The sequence below is a fragment of the Cupriavidus sp. 10L45 genome, from assembly GCF_056395225.1.
The window spans coordinates 395104-410230 of the sequence record NZ_JBFTJC010000005.1 but is presented as its reverse complement, the minus strand read 5'-3'; the positions used below and the strand labels follow the sequence as shown (position 1 = coordinate 410230).

At 67.2% G+C, this 15127-nt stretch carries 11 protein-coding genes; 3 read left to right on the top strand and 8 right to left on the bottom strand.

Annotated elements, in window-relative coordinates:
* Positions 1–28: 28 nt before the first annotated feature.
* Positions 29–1918 carry a class I poly(R)-hydroxyalkanoic acid synthase gene (phaC, locus tag AC1DFU_RS11975; protein WP_092292932.1) on the bottom strand — a complete coding sequence of 630 codons (1890 nt, stop codon included), beginning with the start codon at positions 1916–1918 and terminating at the stop codon, positions 29–31.
* A 378-nt stretch (positions 1919–2296) separates the two neighbouring features.
* Between phaC and AC1DFU_RS11970 the strand changes: the two genes are divergently transcribed.
* Complete coding sequence (locus tag AC1DFU_RS11970; RefSeq protein WP_441591147.1) at positions 2297–2536, top strand: hypothetical protein; 240 nt, start codon at positions 2297–2299, stop codon at positions 2534–2536.
* On the opposite strand, the gene pgeF is transcribed toward AC1DFU_RS11970, so the two are convergent.
* Positions 2525–3337, bottom strand: coding sequence for a peptidoglycan editing factor PgeF (pgeF, locus tag AC1DFU_RS11965; protein ID WP_441591176.1), 813 nt, complete (start codon positions 3335–3337; stop codon positions 2525–2527). The two genes, AC1DFU_RS11970 and pgeF, sit on opposite strands and share 12 nt — an antisense overlap.
* A complete protein-coding gene (locus AC1DFU_RS11960) occupies positions 3327–4553 on the bottom strand; it encodes an RluA family pseudouridine synthase (RefSeq protein ID WP_092293319.1) in 1227 nt (408 codons plus the stop codon). Before AC1DFU_RS11960 ends, pgeF begins: the two co-directional genes overlap by 11 nt.
* A gap of 17 nt (positions 4554–4570) precedes the next feature.
* Here AC1DFU_RS11960 and AC1DFU_RS11955 point away from each other — a divergent pair, with 17 nt between their 5' ends.
* A complete protein-coding gene (locus tag AC1DFU_RS11955; RefSeq protein WP_092292926.1) occupies positions 4571–5401 on the top strand; it encodes an outer membrane protein assembly factor BamD in 831 nt (276 codons plus the stop codon).
* A gap of 54 nt (positions 5402–5455) precedes the next feature.
* Here the strand turns inward: AC1DFU_RS11955 and AC1DFU_RS11950 are convergent, their stop codons facing one another.
* The 3 genes from AC1DFU_RS11950 to AC1DFU_RS11940 are packed head-to-tail and all read right to left on the bottom strand — an operon-like array spanning position 5456 to position 8698.
* Positions 5456–7669, bottom strand: coding sequence for a DNA repair helicase YoaA (locus AC1DFU_RS11950; RefSeq protein ID WP_092292925.1), 2214 nt, complete (start codon positions 7667–7669; stop codon positions 5456–5458).
* 48 nt (positions 7670–7717) lie between these two features.
* Entirely contained in the window at positions 7718–7921 is a 204-nt protein-coding gene (locus tag AC1DFU_RS11945) for a DUF465 domain-containing protein (protein WP_092292923.1), read from the bottom strand.
* A 57-nt stretch (positions 7922–7978) separates the two neighbouring features.
* Positions 7979–8698 carry a hypothetical protein gene (locus tag AC1DFU_RS11940; RefSeq protein ID WP_092292921.1) on the bottom strand — a complete coding sequence of 240 codons (720 nt, stop codon included), beginning with the start codon at positions 8696–8698 and terminating at the stop codon, positions 7979–7981.
* A 245-nt stretch (positions 8699–8943) separates the two neighbouring features.
* Here AC1DFU_RS11940 and AC1DFU_RS11935 point away from each other — a divergent pair, with 245 nt between their 5' ends.
* Positions 8944–11322, top strand: coding sequence for a Tex family protein (locus AC1DFU_RS11935; protein ID WP_092292919.1), 2379 nt, complete (start codon positions 8944–8946; stop codon positions 11320–11322).
* A 52-nt stretch (positions 11323–11374) separates the two neighbouring features.
* On the opposite strand, the gene AC1DFU_RS11930 is transcribed toward AC1DFU_RS11935, so the two are convergent.
* Both AC1DFU_RS11930 and AC1DFU_RS11925 read right to left on the bottom strand, forming a co-directional pair.
* On the bottom strand, positions 11375–12967 hold the full coding sequence (locus tag AC1DFU_RS11930; protein ID WP_441591148.1) for a hypothetical protein: 1593 nt from the start codon (positions 12965–12967) through the stop codon (positions 11375–11377).
* Between the two features lie 93 nt (positions 12968–13060).
* Positions 13061–14959: a potassium transporter Kup gene (locus AC1DFU_RS11925; protein WP_092292915.1), complete on the bottom strand. Its 1899-nt coding sequence runs from the start codon at positions 14957–14959 to the stop codon at positions 13061–13063.
* Positions 14960–15127 lie beyond the last annotated feature (168 nt).

Here is a 15127-nt window from a genome sequence, read left to right as displayed (position 1 = left end):
CCACGGAACCGGCCCCGGCGGAAAACGTTCAGGCGCGCTGCTTGACGTAGCGGCCCGGTGCGGGTTCGATGGCCCGGTAATGGGCGTTGCCATAGTCGGCCGGCGCGGCGCGCTTGGCGCCGGCCTGCTTGCCGAGCCAGGCCATCCAGTCCGGCCACCAGCTGCCGGGCTTTTCCTCGGCGCCGGCCAGCCATTCCTGGGCCGAGCCGGGCAGCGCCTCGTTGATCCAGTGGCTGCGCTTCTTCTTGGCCGGCGGGTTGATCACGCCGGCGATATGGCCGGACGCGCCAAGCACGAAGCGCAGCTTGTTCTTCAGCAGGCCGGTGGAAGCGAAGGCAGACGTCCACGGCACGATGTGGTCCTCGCGCGAGCCATAGATATAGGTCGGCACGTCGATATCGCCCAGGTCCAGCGGCGCGTTGCAGACGCTCAGCTTGCCGGGCACCTTCAGTTCGTCCTGCAGATACATATGGCGCAGGTACCAGCAGTACCACGGGCCGGGCAGGTTGGTCGCGTCGCCGTTCCAGAACAGCAGGTCGAACGGTACCGGCGTGTTGCCCTTGAGGTAGTTGTCGACCACGTAGTTCCAGACCAGATCGTTCGGCCGCAGGAACGAGAACGTGTTGGCCAGCTCCACGCCGCGCAGCAGCGCGCACGGGGCCCCGGCAGCGCCGCCGATGGTGGCCTCGCGCAGTTGCACGTGCGGTTCGTCGACGAATACGTCCAGGATGCCGGTGTCGGTGAAGTCGAGCAGCGCGGTCAGCAGCGTCAGGCTGGCCACCGGGCGCTCGCCGCGCGCGGCCAGCACGGCCAATGCCGTGGCGACGATGGTGCCGCCCACGCAGAAGCCGAGCACGTTGATCTTGTCCTGCCCGCTGATGTCCCGTGCCACCTCGATCGCGCGGATGGCCGCGTGCTCGATGTAGTCGTCCCAGGTGCGCTCGGCCATCGACGCATCGGGGTTGCGCCACGACACCAGGAAGACCGTGTGGCCCTGCTCCACCACGTAGCGGACCAGCGAGCTTTCGGGCTGCAGGTCGAGGATGTAGAACTTGTTGATGCACGGCGGCACCAGCAGCAGCGGCCGGGCGTGGACCTTGTCGGTCAGCGGCTTGTACTGGAGCAGCTGGAAATATTCGTTCTCATAGACCACCGCGCCCTCGGTCACGGCCACGTTGCGGCCCACCTCGAAGGCGGTGTCGTCGGTCTGGGAGATCTTGCCCCGGGTCAGATCCCCGAGCATGTTGCGCATGCCGGTGCGCAGCGATTCGCCGCCCGATTCGATCAGGCGCTGCTGGGCGTCCGGATTGGTGGCGAGGAAGTTGGCGGGCGACATCGCGTCCACCCACTGCGACACCGCGAAGCGGATGCGCTGGCGGGTCTTGGCGTCGGCCTCCACGGCGTCGGCCAGCTCGGTCATCGTGCGGGCGGTCAGCAGGTAAAACGCGGCGGCGTAGCGGTACGGCGCGTTGTTGCGCCAGGCCGCGCTGGCGAAGCGGCGATCGGACAGCCGCTGACTGGCGGCCTCGGCATCGCCGTTGCTGTTGCCACCGGCTGCGCCGTTCGGCACGGCAGCCGCGCCCATTTCACGCCAGAGTTCGGAGAAGTCTTTCAGGTAGCGTTCCTGGATCTGAGCCAGCAACGTCGGCGGGATCTTCAGGCCGGCGCCTGCCGGGCCCTGGAATGCACCCTGGAACGCCTTGGCAAATGCATCGCCGCCGGGAAAGCCCGGGAACGCGCCGGGCACGCCGTTCGGCATGCCTGACGGAAAACCGGGCGGCAGCTTGCCGTTGATTTCAGGAGCCCACTGACGGGACCATTCCAGCCATGCAGCTGGATCGAATGGCCCCGGCGCAAACTGAAACGGTTGGGACTTGTCTTCCGCGCTGGAAGCTGCCGCACCTTTGCCGGTCGCCATGATGTATTCGTCTCTCTGCCGTCGTGATGGGTAGACGGGCTCGGGGTAACTGTCTCCCGACCCGCCCCGATTCCGGGTTGCGCCTCTGGATGATCTGGTCACCCAGACCGGGACGCCGCATTGGCGGCGCCAGGTCATACGCTATGCTTGCCGGCGAAACCCTGGAGAACTTCCTCGGTTCCGATACATTTGAAGGCATTGTTGCCTTGCAATGTAGACGCTGTCAATGCGGAATTCCGCATTGCGAACGCGCGTGCGGGAAACGCATCCCCGACCTACCGGACGGTAAGCCTGACGCGGGTTCGCGGGCAGTCCGAGGACCATTTCCGGCTGCCACGTGACGCCACCGTACTTTTAACAGATAGAGATGAACGCCTGATGTATATCGTCGCAATCGGCTGGATCTACGTGGCCCTGATGATGTCGATTACCGAGACGAACCTCGTGGCCGGGGTCGCCACGTTCCTGTGCTACGGCGTGGCGCCAGTATCGATCATCATCTACATCATGGGAACGCCCGGCCGGCGGCGCCGGCGCCAGGCGCGCGAGGCGGCCGAACAGGCGGCCGGGCAAGCCGGGCCGAAGCCCGTCGAGGAAACGGAAGGGTCAGGCCGCTAGCCAGACCAGCGTGGCCATGCGACCCGTGGTGCGGTCGCGGCGGTAGGAGTAGAAGCGCGCGGCGTCGGCCACGGTGCAGGCATCGCCGCCGTAGACCCGCGTGCAGCCGGCGCGCGCCAGCCGCGTACGCGCCAGCGCGTACAGATCGGCCCAGTACTTGCCCAGCGCGCCGGGGCGGAACGCCGCCTCGACGGCCGGCCGCTCCGCTTCGCGGGCCTGGGCCAGGAACGCTTCCCGAACCTCGGCGCCCACTTCGAATGCCGATGGGCCGATGGCCGGGCCCAGCCACGCCAGCCATTCCGAACCGGGGCCGGCCTGCGCGGCCATGCGCGCCAGGGTGGCCTCGATCACGCCGTCGCAGAGCCCGCGCCAGCCGGCATGGGCGGCACCGACCACCGTACCCGCCGCATCGCACAGCAACACCGGCAGGCAGTCCGCCGTCATGATCGCGCAGACGTGGCCGGGAGTGGTGGCGATGCTGGCGTCGGCACGCGGCACACCGCCCTCCCCGTCTTCCACCCCGTCTTCCACCCCGTCGGCGGTCGCCACGGCGCAGCCGTGCACCTGCTCGAGCCAGCGCGGCATGGCAGGCAGATGCGCCGCCAGCCGGGCACGGTTCTCCGCCACGGCGGACGGGTCGTCCCCCACATGCGTACCGAGATTGAGCCCGCCCGGGCTGCCATCGGCCAGCCCGTAGGGGCCGACGCTCACGCCACCCTGCCGGGTCGTGGACAGCGCCCGCACGCGGGCCGGCGCCGGCCAGTCCGGCACGATCCAGCCGGGTTGCCGCTCAAGCGTCATCGTCATCCCTTACGTAGATGATCTCGACGTCATGGTCGTCATCGTCGTCGAAGTCGTCATCGTCGTCCTCGACCGGCCGCGCGGCGTAGCCTTCAAAGTCGAGCGCCTCGATCAGGTCCAGCATGTCCTCGGGCGGCTCAACCTCCCACGACACCTTGCGCCCGCTCTCCGGATGCACCAGTCCCAGCTTGCACGCATGCAGCGCCTGGCGCTCGAACGGCACCGGCAGCGTCACGCGGATGGCCGGGCGCTGGCCGCGCTTGGTGGCCTTGTGATAGACCGGGTCGCCCACGAGCGGATGGCCGATCGACTCGAAATGCACGCGAATCTGGTGCGTGCGGCCGGTTTCGAGCTGGCACATCACCATCGACACCTTGCCGCGGCCCAGCGGCACCGTGCCCAGCGTCTTGAAGTGCGTACGCGACGGCTTGCCGCTATTCGTATGGACGATGGCCATGCGCGTGCGCTCGCGCGGGTCGCGGGCGATGGGGGCGTCGATGGTGCCCTCGTCCGGCGTCTCGCCCCAGACCAGCGCGAGGTAGGTGCGCTTGACGGTCCGGGCGGCCAGCTGGCGCACGAGGTCGGTCTGCGCGGTAAGCGTACGGGCGACGACCATCAGGCCCGAGGTTTCCTTGTCCAGCCGATGCACGATGCCGGCGCGCGGCAGCCGCCCCGCGGCCGGGTCGCGGTGCAGCAGGCCGTTTAGCACCGTGCCGCTCCAGTTGCCGGCGGCCGGATGCACGACCAGCCCGGCCTGCTTGTTGATGACGAGTAGCGTGGCGTCCTCGAAGACCACGTCCAGCGGCACGTCCTCGGCCGTGAAGGCGAGCGACTCGGGCGCGACCTGCGGCTGGATCTCGATCTGCTGGCCCATCTGGACCGATGCCTTGGCGCGGCTCGGCTCGCCATCCACCCGCACGGCGCCTTCCTCGATCCATTGCTGGATGCGGCTACGGGAGAATTCGCTGAAATGCCGCGCGAGCAGCTTGTCCAACCGCTCGCCATGTGCAGCACTATCCACTTCAAGGTACAAAGGCGGCTGGTCCGGCGCGGTGGCCGGCGTGGCCATCACCGCGCCGCCGTCTTCGCTGACATCGCCGAGATCGTCGTTGAAATCATCGGTGTCCAGCGGGGAATCGACATCCGCCGGGGAATCGTTCGCCGGACCGTTTTCGGCCTTAGGGCTTGGGCTATAATGCTTGACGCTATTTTTCATCCGGAACAGGTTGCCCAATGCAATTGCAGAGCATGAAACGCGCGAACTGGCGCGCGAGAGTTGGAGCGATTTTGCTCGCAGGCGGCTGCCTCATGCTGTCTGCATGCGGCCTGCTTGGCGACCAACCCGACGAAACGGCCGGCTGGTCGGCGAACAAATTATATTCGGAAGCCAAGGATGCGCTGGATGGCGGCGACTATACACGTGCCGTCAAGCTCTATGAAAAGCTGGAAGGCCGCTACCCGTTCGGCCGCTACGCCCAGCAGGCGCAGATCGACACCGCGTTCGCCAACTACAAGGATGGCGAGACCGCCGCCGCGCTGGCCGCCGTCGACCGCTTCATCCAGCTCCACCCGAGCCATCCCAACATCGATTACGCCTACTACCTCAAGGGCCTGATCAACTTCAACGACAACCTTGGCTGGCTGGGCCGCTTCTCCGGCCAGGACCTGAGCGAGCGCGATCCCAAGGCCGCGCGTGCCGCCTACGACGCTTTCCAGATCCTGATCACGCGCTACCCAGACAGCAAGTACGCGCCGGACGCGACGCTGCGGATGCAGTACATCGTCAACGCGCTGGCCCAGCATGAAGTGCATGCCGCCCGCTATTACTATCGCCGTGGCGCCTACCTGGCGGCCGTGAACCGGGCCCAGCAGGCACTGAAGGACTACGACGGCGCGCCGGCCAACGAGGAAGCGCTGTACATCATGGTCCGCTCGTACGATTCGCTCGGCATGAAGGATCTGCGCGACGACGCGGCCCGCGTGATGGAGCGCAACTATCCGAACAGCGACTTCGTCAAGTACGGCTCGCGCCGGAAAGACAAGTCCTGGTGGGAAGTGTTCTGAGCCTCGCCCGCAGGTAAAAAAAGCCCGACGAATCGTCGGTCTTTTTTTTGGCGCTTATTCGTCCGCTGGCTCGTCTGCCGGCTCGTCCGCCGGCGCCGGCTCGGCCTTGCGCAGACCCTCCAGGAAGCGGATGACGGTGTCTGCCTCCCGCGTGCGCGTGAACGGCGGCAGGCTCTGCCAGATCTGGCGGCCGTAGGGCTTCTCCACGAGCCGGGTATCGCAGATCGCCAGCACGCCCCGGTCGGACTCGGAACGGATCAGCCGCCCGGCGCCCTGCTTCAGCGTGATAACCGCGTGCGGCAACTGGTGCACGGCAAACGGGCTCAGGCCCTTCTTCTGCAGGACCTCCATCCGGGCGGCCAGCACCGGGTCGTCGGGCGGGGCGAACGGCAGCTTGTCGATGATGACCAGCGACAGCGCCTCGCCGCGTACATCCACCCCCTCCCAGAAGCTCTGGCTGCCGACCAGCACCGCGTTGCCGAGTTGCCGGAAGCGATCCAGCAGTTCGGTCCGGCTCGCCTGCCCCTGCACCAGCAGCGGCAGGTTGAGCCCGCGCTCGGCAAACAGCTCGTACAGCATGTCCGATGCCTTCTGCACCGCGCGCAGCGTGGTACAGAGCAGGAAGGTGCGGCCGCCCGCGGCCTCGATCAGCGGCAGGGCCTCATGGACCACCGCTTCGGTGAACTGGGGCGACTGCGGCGCCGGCATGTTGCGCGGCACGTAGAGCAGGCCCTGCTTCGCGTAGTCGAACGGGCTCGGCAGCGTCAGCGACCGCTCCTTGTCCAGCCCGAGCTGGGCCGCGTAGTGGGTGAAGTTGCCCTTCACGGACAGCGTGGCCGAGGTAAAGACCCAGGCGCGCGGTTGGCCCTCGCGCTGGCGCGTGAAGATCGGCGCGATGGACAGCGGCGTGCGATGCAGTTGCACGGTATGCGAGAACACCTCGACCCAGCGCACGGTTTCCGGGCCCAGGGACACCGGCGCGGGCGGCGGCGTGCTTTCGCTCCCGCCATCGCCCTCATCTTCCGCCGGCGCAGCCGGGGCCGGAGCGGGCGCCACTCGGTCGTCGCGCCAGGCGGCCAGCCGCTGGGCCAGTTCCACCGCCCGGCGGTGGCATTGTTCGAGCGACTCCGCGCGTTCGGCCTGGCTCTCTAGTGCTTCGACGAAATCGGACAGCGCACTGTCCAGCGCGTCGAGGGTCTCGAAGAACGGCTCGCGCGTGCGCGGATCGGATTCGATCTGGCCCAGCGCCAGCCGCAAATTGTCTCTGCCGAAGGCCAGCCGCAGGTCACGCGCCGCTCGCTCCAGCGGGCCGCCCAGCGCCACCCAGTCCACGGCATCGCGTGCATGGGAGAGCCCTTCCGCCACGGTATCGCGCGCCAGTTCCAGCAACTGGCTGGTGGAGAGCGTCTCGCCGAAGAACAGCGTCGCGGTTTCCGGCAACTGGTGGGCTTCGTCGAAGATCACCGTGTTGGCGGCGGGTAGCAATTCGGCCATGCCGGTGTCGCGCAGCACCACATCGGCAAAGAACAGGTGATGGTTCACCACCACCACGTCGGCCTGCTGCGCCTCCTTGCGGGCGCGCATCACGAAGCATTCCTTGTACTGCGGGCACTCGCTGCCCAGGCAATTGTCGCGCGTGGAGGTCACGAGTTGCCAGACCGGCGCGTTTTCGGGCACGGCAGCCAGTTCGGCCTTGTCGCCCGAGGTCGTGGTCTTGGCGAAGCGGGCGATATCCCGCAGCCACGCCGCGTCCTGCTTCGACGCCAGCCGGCCGTTTGCCTGCGCGCGCTCGAGGTGGTAGTGGCACAGGTAGTTGGCGCGCCCCTTGAGCAGCGAGACCGAGATCGGCACGTTCAACGCCTTGCGCACCGTGGGAATGTCGCGCAGGTACAGCTGGTCCTGGAGGTTCTTGGTGCCCGTGGACAGGATCACCTTGCCGCCCCACAGCATGGCCGGGACGAGGTAGGCGAAAGTCTTGCCTGTGCCCGTGCCCGCCTCGACGATCACCGAGTCGTTCTGGGCGATGGCACCCGCCACGGCCTCGGCCATCTTCTGCTGCGACGCGCGCGGCCGGTAGCCGGGAATGCCGGTGGCCAGCGTGCCGGTATCGGCGAAGATCGTCGCCAGTTGCGCCGCCTGCGTAGCCGCCTGGTTGGCCGATGCGGCGGCCACCGCCTCGTTCAGCGAGGTGTGGTCGTCCTGCGGCAGCGCTTCAGGGGATGGCGTTTCGGCGGATTCGGGAAGCGCGTCGTCGGTCGGTTCAGACAAAATGAGTTTTCTGCAAAGGCGTGGCGCGCGGGGGGCGCCTGCGGGAATTCAGGCCGGTACGTCCGGCTCGAGCTGAAGCTGCAACAGCGTGATGGCGTCCTTGAGCTTGAGCCGGCGCTTCTTGAGCCGGCGCAGCTGCAGTTCGTCGTGGGCGGCGTCCTCGGACAGGTGATCGATCAGGAAATCGAGATCGCGATGCTCGATTTGCAGTTCGATGATCTGCCGCGCCAGTGTGTTGAGATTCTCATCCATGTAGCGGCTCCCCGTGGATCGTCCGGCCTGCGCCGACAGCCTGGGCTGTCACGCCGGTCAGAACCCGAACGGGCTCGGGGTGGAACCCTGGCCCTGCTTTTTCTTTTCCTCGGCATTGGCGCGGCGCTCGTCCAGGTCCTTCTGGCGCTGGGCGGCGTCCGCCTGCTTCTGCTGGTAGGCCCGCGTGTTTTCCTGTCGCTGGCGGGCCTGGTCGGCGCCCTTCTGCTTCGCCTCGTTCATCTTGGCGTCGAAGTCGGACTGCTTCTGGTTGTATTTTTCGGCGTTGGCGGCGCGCTGGGGCGCGTCGGCGCCCTGTTGGGCGTCGCGCAGCGCCTGTTCCTGCTGCTTGCGGTCGTAGGAGGCACGGCTGGCGGCCTCGTTGGCGGCGCGGCCCGGCTGGCCGGCCTCGTACTCAGCCTGGCGCAGCGCCTGTTCGCGGTCGCGCTCGGCGGCCTTCCAGGCACGTTCGGCGTCGCCCACTTCCAGCTCCTTGGCGCGCAGCACGTGGAGTTCATCGCGCTGCACGTCCTTGGCCTTGTCGATGCAGCTGTTCACGAGGAACTTGCCGTAGCAGGCGCGCTCGGCCTCCGCAAAGCGGTAATTGGTCCACGCGCGGGAGTCGCCAATCGCCTTGCGCTCGGCCTCGAAGTCGCGCGGGGGCGGATTCTTGGTCTGCGCCAGAGCCGGTGCGGCCAGCAACAGGGCGGCGCACATTGCGGCAAGGACGGGGGTGGAGACGAGATGGGCCACGGCGGCCGAACGGGGCTTGACGATCATGGCCGAATTCTAGCATCCGGGGGCCTTGTCAGCCCCACCGGCAAACGTTGCAACATGTGTCCGATCCGGGGCCGGGGTGGGCCCAGGGTGGGGTCCGGGGGAGGCTGGCACGGGGCTGGCGCGGGGTTGGGTGGCCCGCCCGGGCGCGGTGTCGCGGAACAGGCACGTGAAAAGCCGTCTTCCCGTCACCGGCAGCGCCGTGCGCTTGTGGCAAAATGCCCCGCTTTCGACCGACTAGTTTCCCGATGTCCAACTTGCCTGCTTCCGTCTCGCAAAAGATTGTGTCGCTCATCGCGGCAGAACTGTCCGTGCAACCGCGCCAGGTGGCGGCAGCCGTCGCGCTGCTGGACGAAGGCGCCACCGTGCCGTTCATCGCCCGCTACCGCAAGGAAGTGACTGACAACCTGGACGATACGCAGCTGCGTAACCTCGAGGAGCGCCTGCTGTACCTGCGCGACATGGAGGACCGCCGCGCGACGATCCTGGCGTCGATCGAGGAACAGGGCAAGATGACCGACGCGTTGCGCGCCGCCATCGAGGCCGCCGACACCAAGCAGACGCTGGAAGACCTGTACCTGCCGTACAAGCCCAAGCGCCGCACGCGCGCCCAGATCGCCCGCGAATGCGGCCTGGAGCCGCTGGCCCAGGCGCTGCTGGCCGATCCCACGCTGGACCCGCAGGCCGAGGCCGCCAAGTTCGTCAACGGCAACCCCACCGCCGACGGCGGCGTGCCCGACGTCAAGGCCGCGCTGGACGGCGCGCGCGACATCCTCTCCGAACAGTTCGGCGAAACCGCTGAATTGCTAGGCAAGCTGCGCGAGCACCTGTGGAACCACGGCGTGGTCGCCTCCACGGTGATGGAAGGCAAGGAAGGCGCCGAGGAGGAGAAATTCCGCGATTACTACGCCTATAGCGAGACCATCCGCACCGTGCCGTCGCACCGGGCGCTGGCGCTGTTCCGCGGCCGCAACGCGGGCGTGCTGATGGTGAAGCTGGGCCTGGGCGAGGAACAGGACGCGATGGTGCCGCACCCGTGCGAAGGCATGATCGCGCGCCATGTGGGCATCGAGAACCGGAACCGTCCGGCCGACAAGTGGCTGGGCGACGTGTGCCGCTGGTGCTGGCGCGTGAAGGTGCAGCCGCATATCGAGACCGAACTGCTGACGCAACTGCGCGAAACCGCCGAGAACGAGGCCATCAAGATCTTCGGCCGCAATCTGCATGAGCTGCTGCTGGCCGCGCCGGCCGGCCCGAAGTCGGTGATGGGCATCGACCCGGGCATCCGCACCGGCTGCAAGATCGCCGTGGTCGACCATACCGGCAAGCTGCTGGACACCGCCACGATCTACCCGCACGAGCCCCGCCGCGACTGGGAAGGCTCGCTGGCCACGCTGGCCCGCCTGGCGAAGCAGCACAACGTGGCGCTGGCCTCCATCGGCAACGGTACGGCCAGCCGCGAGACCGACAAGCTGGTGCAGGACCTGATGAAGCGCGCCCCGGAACTGAAGCTGACCAAGATCGTGGTCAGCGAGGCCGGCGCCTCGGTCTACTCGGCTTCCGAGCTGGCCGCCAAGGAATTCCCGGAGCTTGACGTGTCGCTGCGCGGCGCGGTGTCGATCGCCCGCCGCCTGCAGGACCCGCTGGCCGAACTCGTGAAGATCGATCCGAAGTCGATTGGCGTGGGCCAGTACCAGCACGATGTGAACCAGCGCGAGCTGGCACGCGCGCTGGACGCCGTGGTGGAAGACTGCGTGAACGCCGTGGGCGTGGACGTGAACACCGCCTCGGCCCCGCTGCTGGCCCGCGTGTCGGGCCTGAACACGGTGCTGGCGCGCAATATCGTCGAATTCCGCGATGCCAACGGCGCGTTCCCGAACCGCGATGCGCTCAAGAAGGTGCCGCGCCTGGGCGACAAGACGTTCGAGCAGGCCGCCGGCTTCCTGCGCATCAACACGGGCGACAACCCGCTGGACCGCTCGTCGGTCCACCCGGAAGCGTATCCGGTGGTGCAGCGCATTCTGGATCACATCAAGAAGGGCCTGCCCGACGTGATGGGCAACCGCGACGCGCTGCGCGGCGTGACCGCCCAGCAGTTCACCGACGAGACCTTCGGCCTGCCGACGGTGCGTGACATCCTGACCGAACTCGAGAAGCCGGGCCGCGACCCGCGTCCCGAGTTCAAGACCGCGACGTTCCAGGACGGCGTGGAGGACATCAAGCACCTCCAGCCGGGCATGGTGCTCGAAGGCGTGGTGACCAACGTGGCCGCCTTCGGCGCCTTCGTGGACATCGGCGTGCACCAGGACGGGCTGGTCCACATCTCGGCGCTTTCCACCAAATTCGTGAAAGACGCGCACGAGGTGGTCAAGGCCGGCCAGATCGTCAAGGTCAAGGTGATGGAGGTGGACGTCAAGCGCAACCGCATCGGCCTGACCATGCGTATGGACGACGAGCCGGGCCAGGCCGCGCCCCGCGCCGGTGGCGAACGGAGCGATCACCGCGGCGGCCAGCGCCACGGTGGCCATGGCGGTGGCGGTGGTGGCGGCAAGGGGTTCGGCGGCGGCAAGCGCGAACCCGAAGTGGCCGGCGCCATGGCGGCAGCCTTCGCCAAGCTCAAGCGCTGATCCACCCGGGCGGCCACCCCACACACCGGGCCGGCCGCCCCGCCCCCCCCCCTCACAGCGGATTGATGATCCCGCTGGGCTGCTGGACCCGCGTGGGTCCGATGATGCTGTTGAACAGCAGGTCGCCATCCGGCAGGAACTGCATCACCGCGTAGAAGCCGTTGCCCCAGATCCCGGTTCCGAGGATGGTCTGGTGCACGGTGGCGCCGGTATTCCAGTCCAGCCCCGTCACCACCCATCCCCAGCCGTTCTGGTAGTAGCCGTTCGTGAACACGAGGTTCGAGCCCGCGCTGATGGCGGGCACCATCGAGTTCGACGAAATGTCGCTGCGCGCCCAGCTCGAGGCCCACGCATGGGTCAGCGGGTTCCACGCGAAGCGCTCGACGCCAATCGGCGACGGCAGCAGCGGCCCCCGGATCAGTCCATCCACAATCGCACTCGTCCCGCTTCCGGTACTGCCGTCCGCCGCAGACACGTTATTGACGACGAAGGCGCCGTAACCGTTCACCGCGACCGACTGGTCGGTCTGGATGGCGTACCCGGCCGGCAAGCCGCAATTCACCTGGATCTGCCCCGCCAGGCGGTTGGTGAAGCCGGCGGGAATCTGGTCGCGCCAGAACGCCAGCAGGCTCATGCGTGTGAGGCCGTCGGTGATGACCACGAGTTTGTCGGGATCGGTGCCGAAGCCCATCAGGGTCGGCGTGCTGCCCGAGCCTGAGCCGAAGATGGTCGGGAAGGTGTCGCCGCTGGGATAGGCGCTGCTCCACGCGCCGTCCGCCGCGTTCTGGGACAGCGCGCTGCCGGTCCAGACGAGTTTTCTCAAGATCTTGTCGGAAACGACATAAATCCCATTGTTCTCGTCGACGGCGGCGGAATTGCTGACGCTCTCGTCCGCGCCGAGCGTGACCGTATGCACCGGCCCCGTGAACGACCGGTCGACAATCGACACGGACCGCGTGCCCAGCACCACCAGCTTGCCGTCATAGGTCATCACCACGCCGGCCAGGTTCTCGCCGGGCTGGAGGAAGGTGGTGGCGTTCAGCGACCGCACCACGCTGATCCCCAGCAGGGGCACGGCCGGCACGTTCAGCGCGAGGGCCAGGATCTGGTTGCCGCTATTGATATAGAGGACGTTGTTGTTGTCCACCACGCCGTAGGCGCTGGGGATGCCGCCGGTGGGCAGCAACTGCGCCACGATGGCCTGGGCCTGGGCGATGGTGCCGATCGGATTGGTCAGCAGGCCGAGCAAGGTGGTCTGCAACGTGGCCGTCGCGCCCGGCAGGAGCGCCCGCGCCACGGGCGTGAAGGCGTCGTTGGCCACCGAGATATAGGTCACGCCCGTCGGCGACACGCCCCACATGTAGTTGGGCGATGTCGACGCGAAGGTCATGATGTTGACCGGCCCGTTCGTCGCCTGGGAAAGCTGCAACGGCGGCGGTGGCGCCACGGTGCGCGAGCCGCCGGTCACCGCATAGGGGAAGGTGTCGCTCTGGGACGAATCGAAATGGGTGATGGCGTAGGTGGGGGCGGCCAGGAAGGGGTTGGGCACTGGCGTGCCCGCGCTGGCGAACTGGCCGACGCCCGTCATCAGGCCGATGGCGACCGCCATCCGGCGCCAGCTGCGTACCGTGCAGAATCTGAACATGAGAGGCTCCCGGGGGCAAAAAGAAACCCGGCCAGCGGGCCCTACTCCGCTGGCCGGGTTCTCATGTATAGGCGAAGCGCCGCCCCGGAGCGGTCAGATTTCGACCTTGGTCCCCAACTCCACCACCCGGTTCGCCGGGATCGAGAAGAAGTCAGACGGCTTGGCGCCGTTCTGATGCATCCACGCGAAGAGACTTTCCCGCCACATCGACATACCCGGCAGTTTGGACGGAATGACCGACTCGCGGGCGATGAAGAACGACGTCTCCATCAGCTCGAAGGACATGCCCAGCTTGCGCTGCGCGAGGTCCAGCACGCGCTGCACGTCCGGGGTCTCCTTGAAGCCGTATTCGGACTTGAGGATGAACACGCCGCCGCCGAGATCCTTGCAGGTCAGGCGATGGTCGTCATCCACGAACGGGATGTCCCGCGTGACAAAGCTCAGGAACACCACGCGCTCGTGCAGCACCCGGTTGTGCTTGAGGTTGTGCAGCAGGGACACCGGCACCGACTCGGTATTGCCGGTCAGGAACACGGCCGTGCCCTCCACGCGGTGCGGCGGGTGCGCCAGCAGGCCGGCGATGAACGGCTCCAGCGGAATGCCGTCCTCCAGGCTGCGCGCGCGCAGCAGCTTGCGGCCGCTGTACCACGTCATCAGCAGGAAAAACGCCACGCTGCCCATCAGCAGCGGGAACCAGCCGCCCTCGGCCACCTTGAGCAGGTTGGCCGCGAAGAAGGTCAGGTCCACCAGCAGGAAGCCACCGGCCAGCAGGGCCACCAGCACCGGGTTCCACTTCCAGACGCTGCGCATCATGAAGGCGGCCAGGAACGAGGTGATCAGCATCGTCGTGGTCACGGCAATGCCGTAGGCCGCGGCCAGGTTTTCCGATTTCTTGAACGAGATCACCACGGCAATCACCAGCACCAGCAGGATCCAGTTGATCACCGGCAGGTAGATCTGGCCGATCTCGGCCGCCGAGGTGTAGCGGATGCGCATGCGCGGCACGAAGCCGAGCTGGATCGCCTGGCTGGTCAGCGAGAACGCGCCGGAGATCACCGCCTGCGAGGCAATCACGGTGGCGCAGGTCGAGAGCAGCACCATCGGAATCAGCAGCGGCTCCGGCACCATCAGGTAGAACGGGTTGACGGCGGCGGCCGGGTTCTGGAGCAGCATCGCGCCCTGGCCGAAGTAGTTCAGCATCAGGCACGGCATGACCAGGATGAACCAGCCGATGCGGATCGGCCGCGCGCCGAAGTGGCCCATATCTACGTAGAGCGCCTCCGCCCCGGTCAGCACCAGGAACACCGCGCCCAGCACGATGAACGCCTGCAGCGAGTGGTCGATCAGGAAATTGACGCCATAGAGCGGGTTCACCGCCGCCAGGATGCCGGGCGCCTGGATCAGGTTGTAGATACCCAGCGCGCCGAGCGTGATGAACCAGATCGTCATGATCGGGCCGAAGAACTTGCCCACGGTGGCGGTGCCGTGCCGCTGGATCAGGAACAGGATGGTCAGGATCACCAGCGTGATCGGGATCACGAAGTGCGATAGCTGCGGCGCGGCGATCTCCAGGCCCTCCACCGCCGAGAGCACCGAGATGGCCGGCGTGATGACCGCATCCCCGTAGAACATGCACGCGCCGAAGATGCCCATCATCATCAGCATGCGGGCCTTGCGCGAGCGCGGCGTGGCGGTGCGTAGCACCAGCGCCATCAGCGCCAGCACGCCGCCTTCGCCATCGTTGTCCGCACGCATCACGAAGACCACGTACTTCAGCGACACCACGATGATCATCGCCCAGAACAGCAGCGAGATGATGCCTAGCGCGGCGTCCGGCGTGAACGGAATGCCGTGCTCCTTGCTGAAGCACTCCTTGAGGGCGTAGAGCGGGCTGGTGCCGATGTCGCCGAAGACGACGCCGATAGCGGCGATGACGAGGGCCCGGGTACTCGGACTCTCGACGAAATAGTGACTGGTTGCGGATTGAGTCATTGTTTTGGGTCTGGTGGACCGGCTTGCGCCTCCCCGGCCATGGATGGCACCCCAGACAATGTGACGTTCTGGGCACGGGTTCTCTCACGCAAGCGGCTCCGGCCGCTCGGGGGCTTAGTGGCCTCTATTGCATTGCACAAACGGGCGCATTCTAGATGAAGTGAACTA

Coding starts and splice junctions, on each gene's coding strand:
- AC1DFU_RS11970 (WP_441591147.1), top strand. CDS start 2,297: ATGTATATCGTCGCAATCGGCTGGATCTACGTGGCCCTGATGATGTCG.
- AC1DFU_RS11925 (WP_092292915.1), bottom strand. CDS start 14,959: ATGACTCAATCCGCAACCAGTCACTATTTCGTCGAGAGTCCGAGTACC.
- AC1DFU_RS11935 (WP_092292919.1), top strand. CDS start 8,944: ATGTCCAACTTGCCTGCTTCCGTCTCGCAAAAGATTGTGTCGCTCATC.
- AC1DFU_RS11960 (WP_092293319.1), bottom strand. CDS start 4,553: ATGAAAAATAGCGTCAAGCATTATAGCCCAAGCCCTAAGGCCGAAAAC.
- AC1DFU_RS11940 (WP_092292921.1), bottom strand. CDS start 8,698: ATGATCGTCAAGCCCCGTTCGGCCGCCGTGGCCCATCTCGTCTCCACC.
- AC1DFU_RS11955 (WP_092292926.1), top strand. CDS start 4,571: ATGCAATTGCAGAGCATGAAACGCGCGAACTGGCGCGCGAGAGTTGGA.
- AC1DFU_RS11945 (WP_092292923.1), bottom strand. CDS start 7,921: ATGGATGAGAATCTCAACACACTGGCGCGGCAGATCATCGAACTGCAA.
- phaC (WP_092292932.1), bottom strand. CDS start 1,918: ATGGCGACCGGCAAAGGTGCGGCAGCTTCCAGCGCGGAAGACAAGTCC.
- AC1DFU_RS11930 (WP_441591148.1), bottom strand. CDS start 12,967: ATGTTCAGATTCTGCACGGTACGCAGCTGGCGCCGGATGGCGGTCGCC.
- pgeF (WP_441591176.1), bottom strand. CDS start 3,337: ATGACGCTTGAGCGGCAACCCGGCTGGATCGTGCCGGACTGGCCGGCG.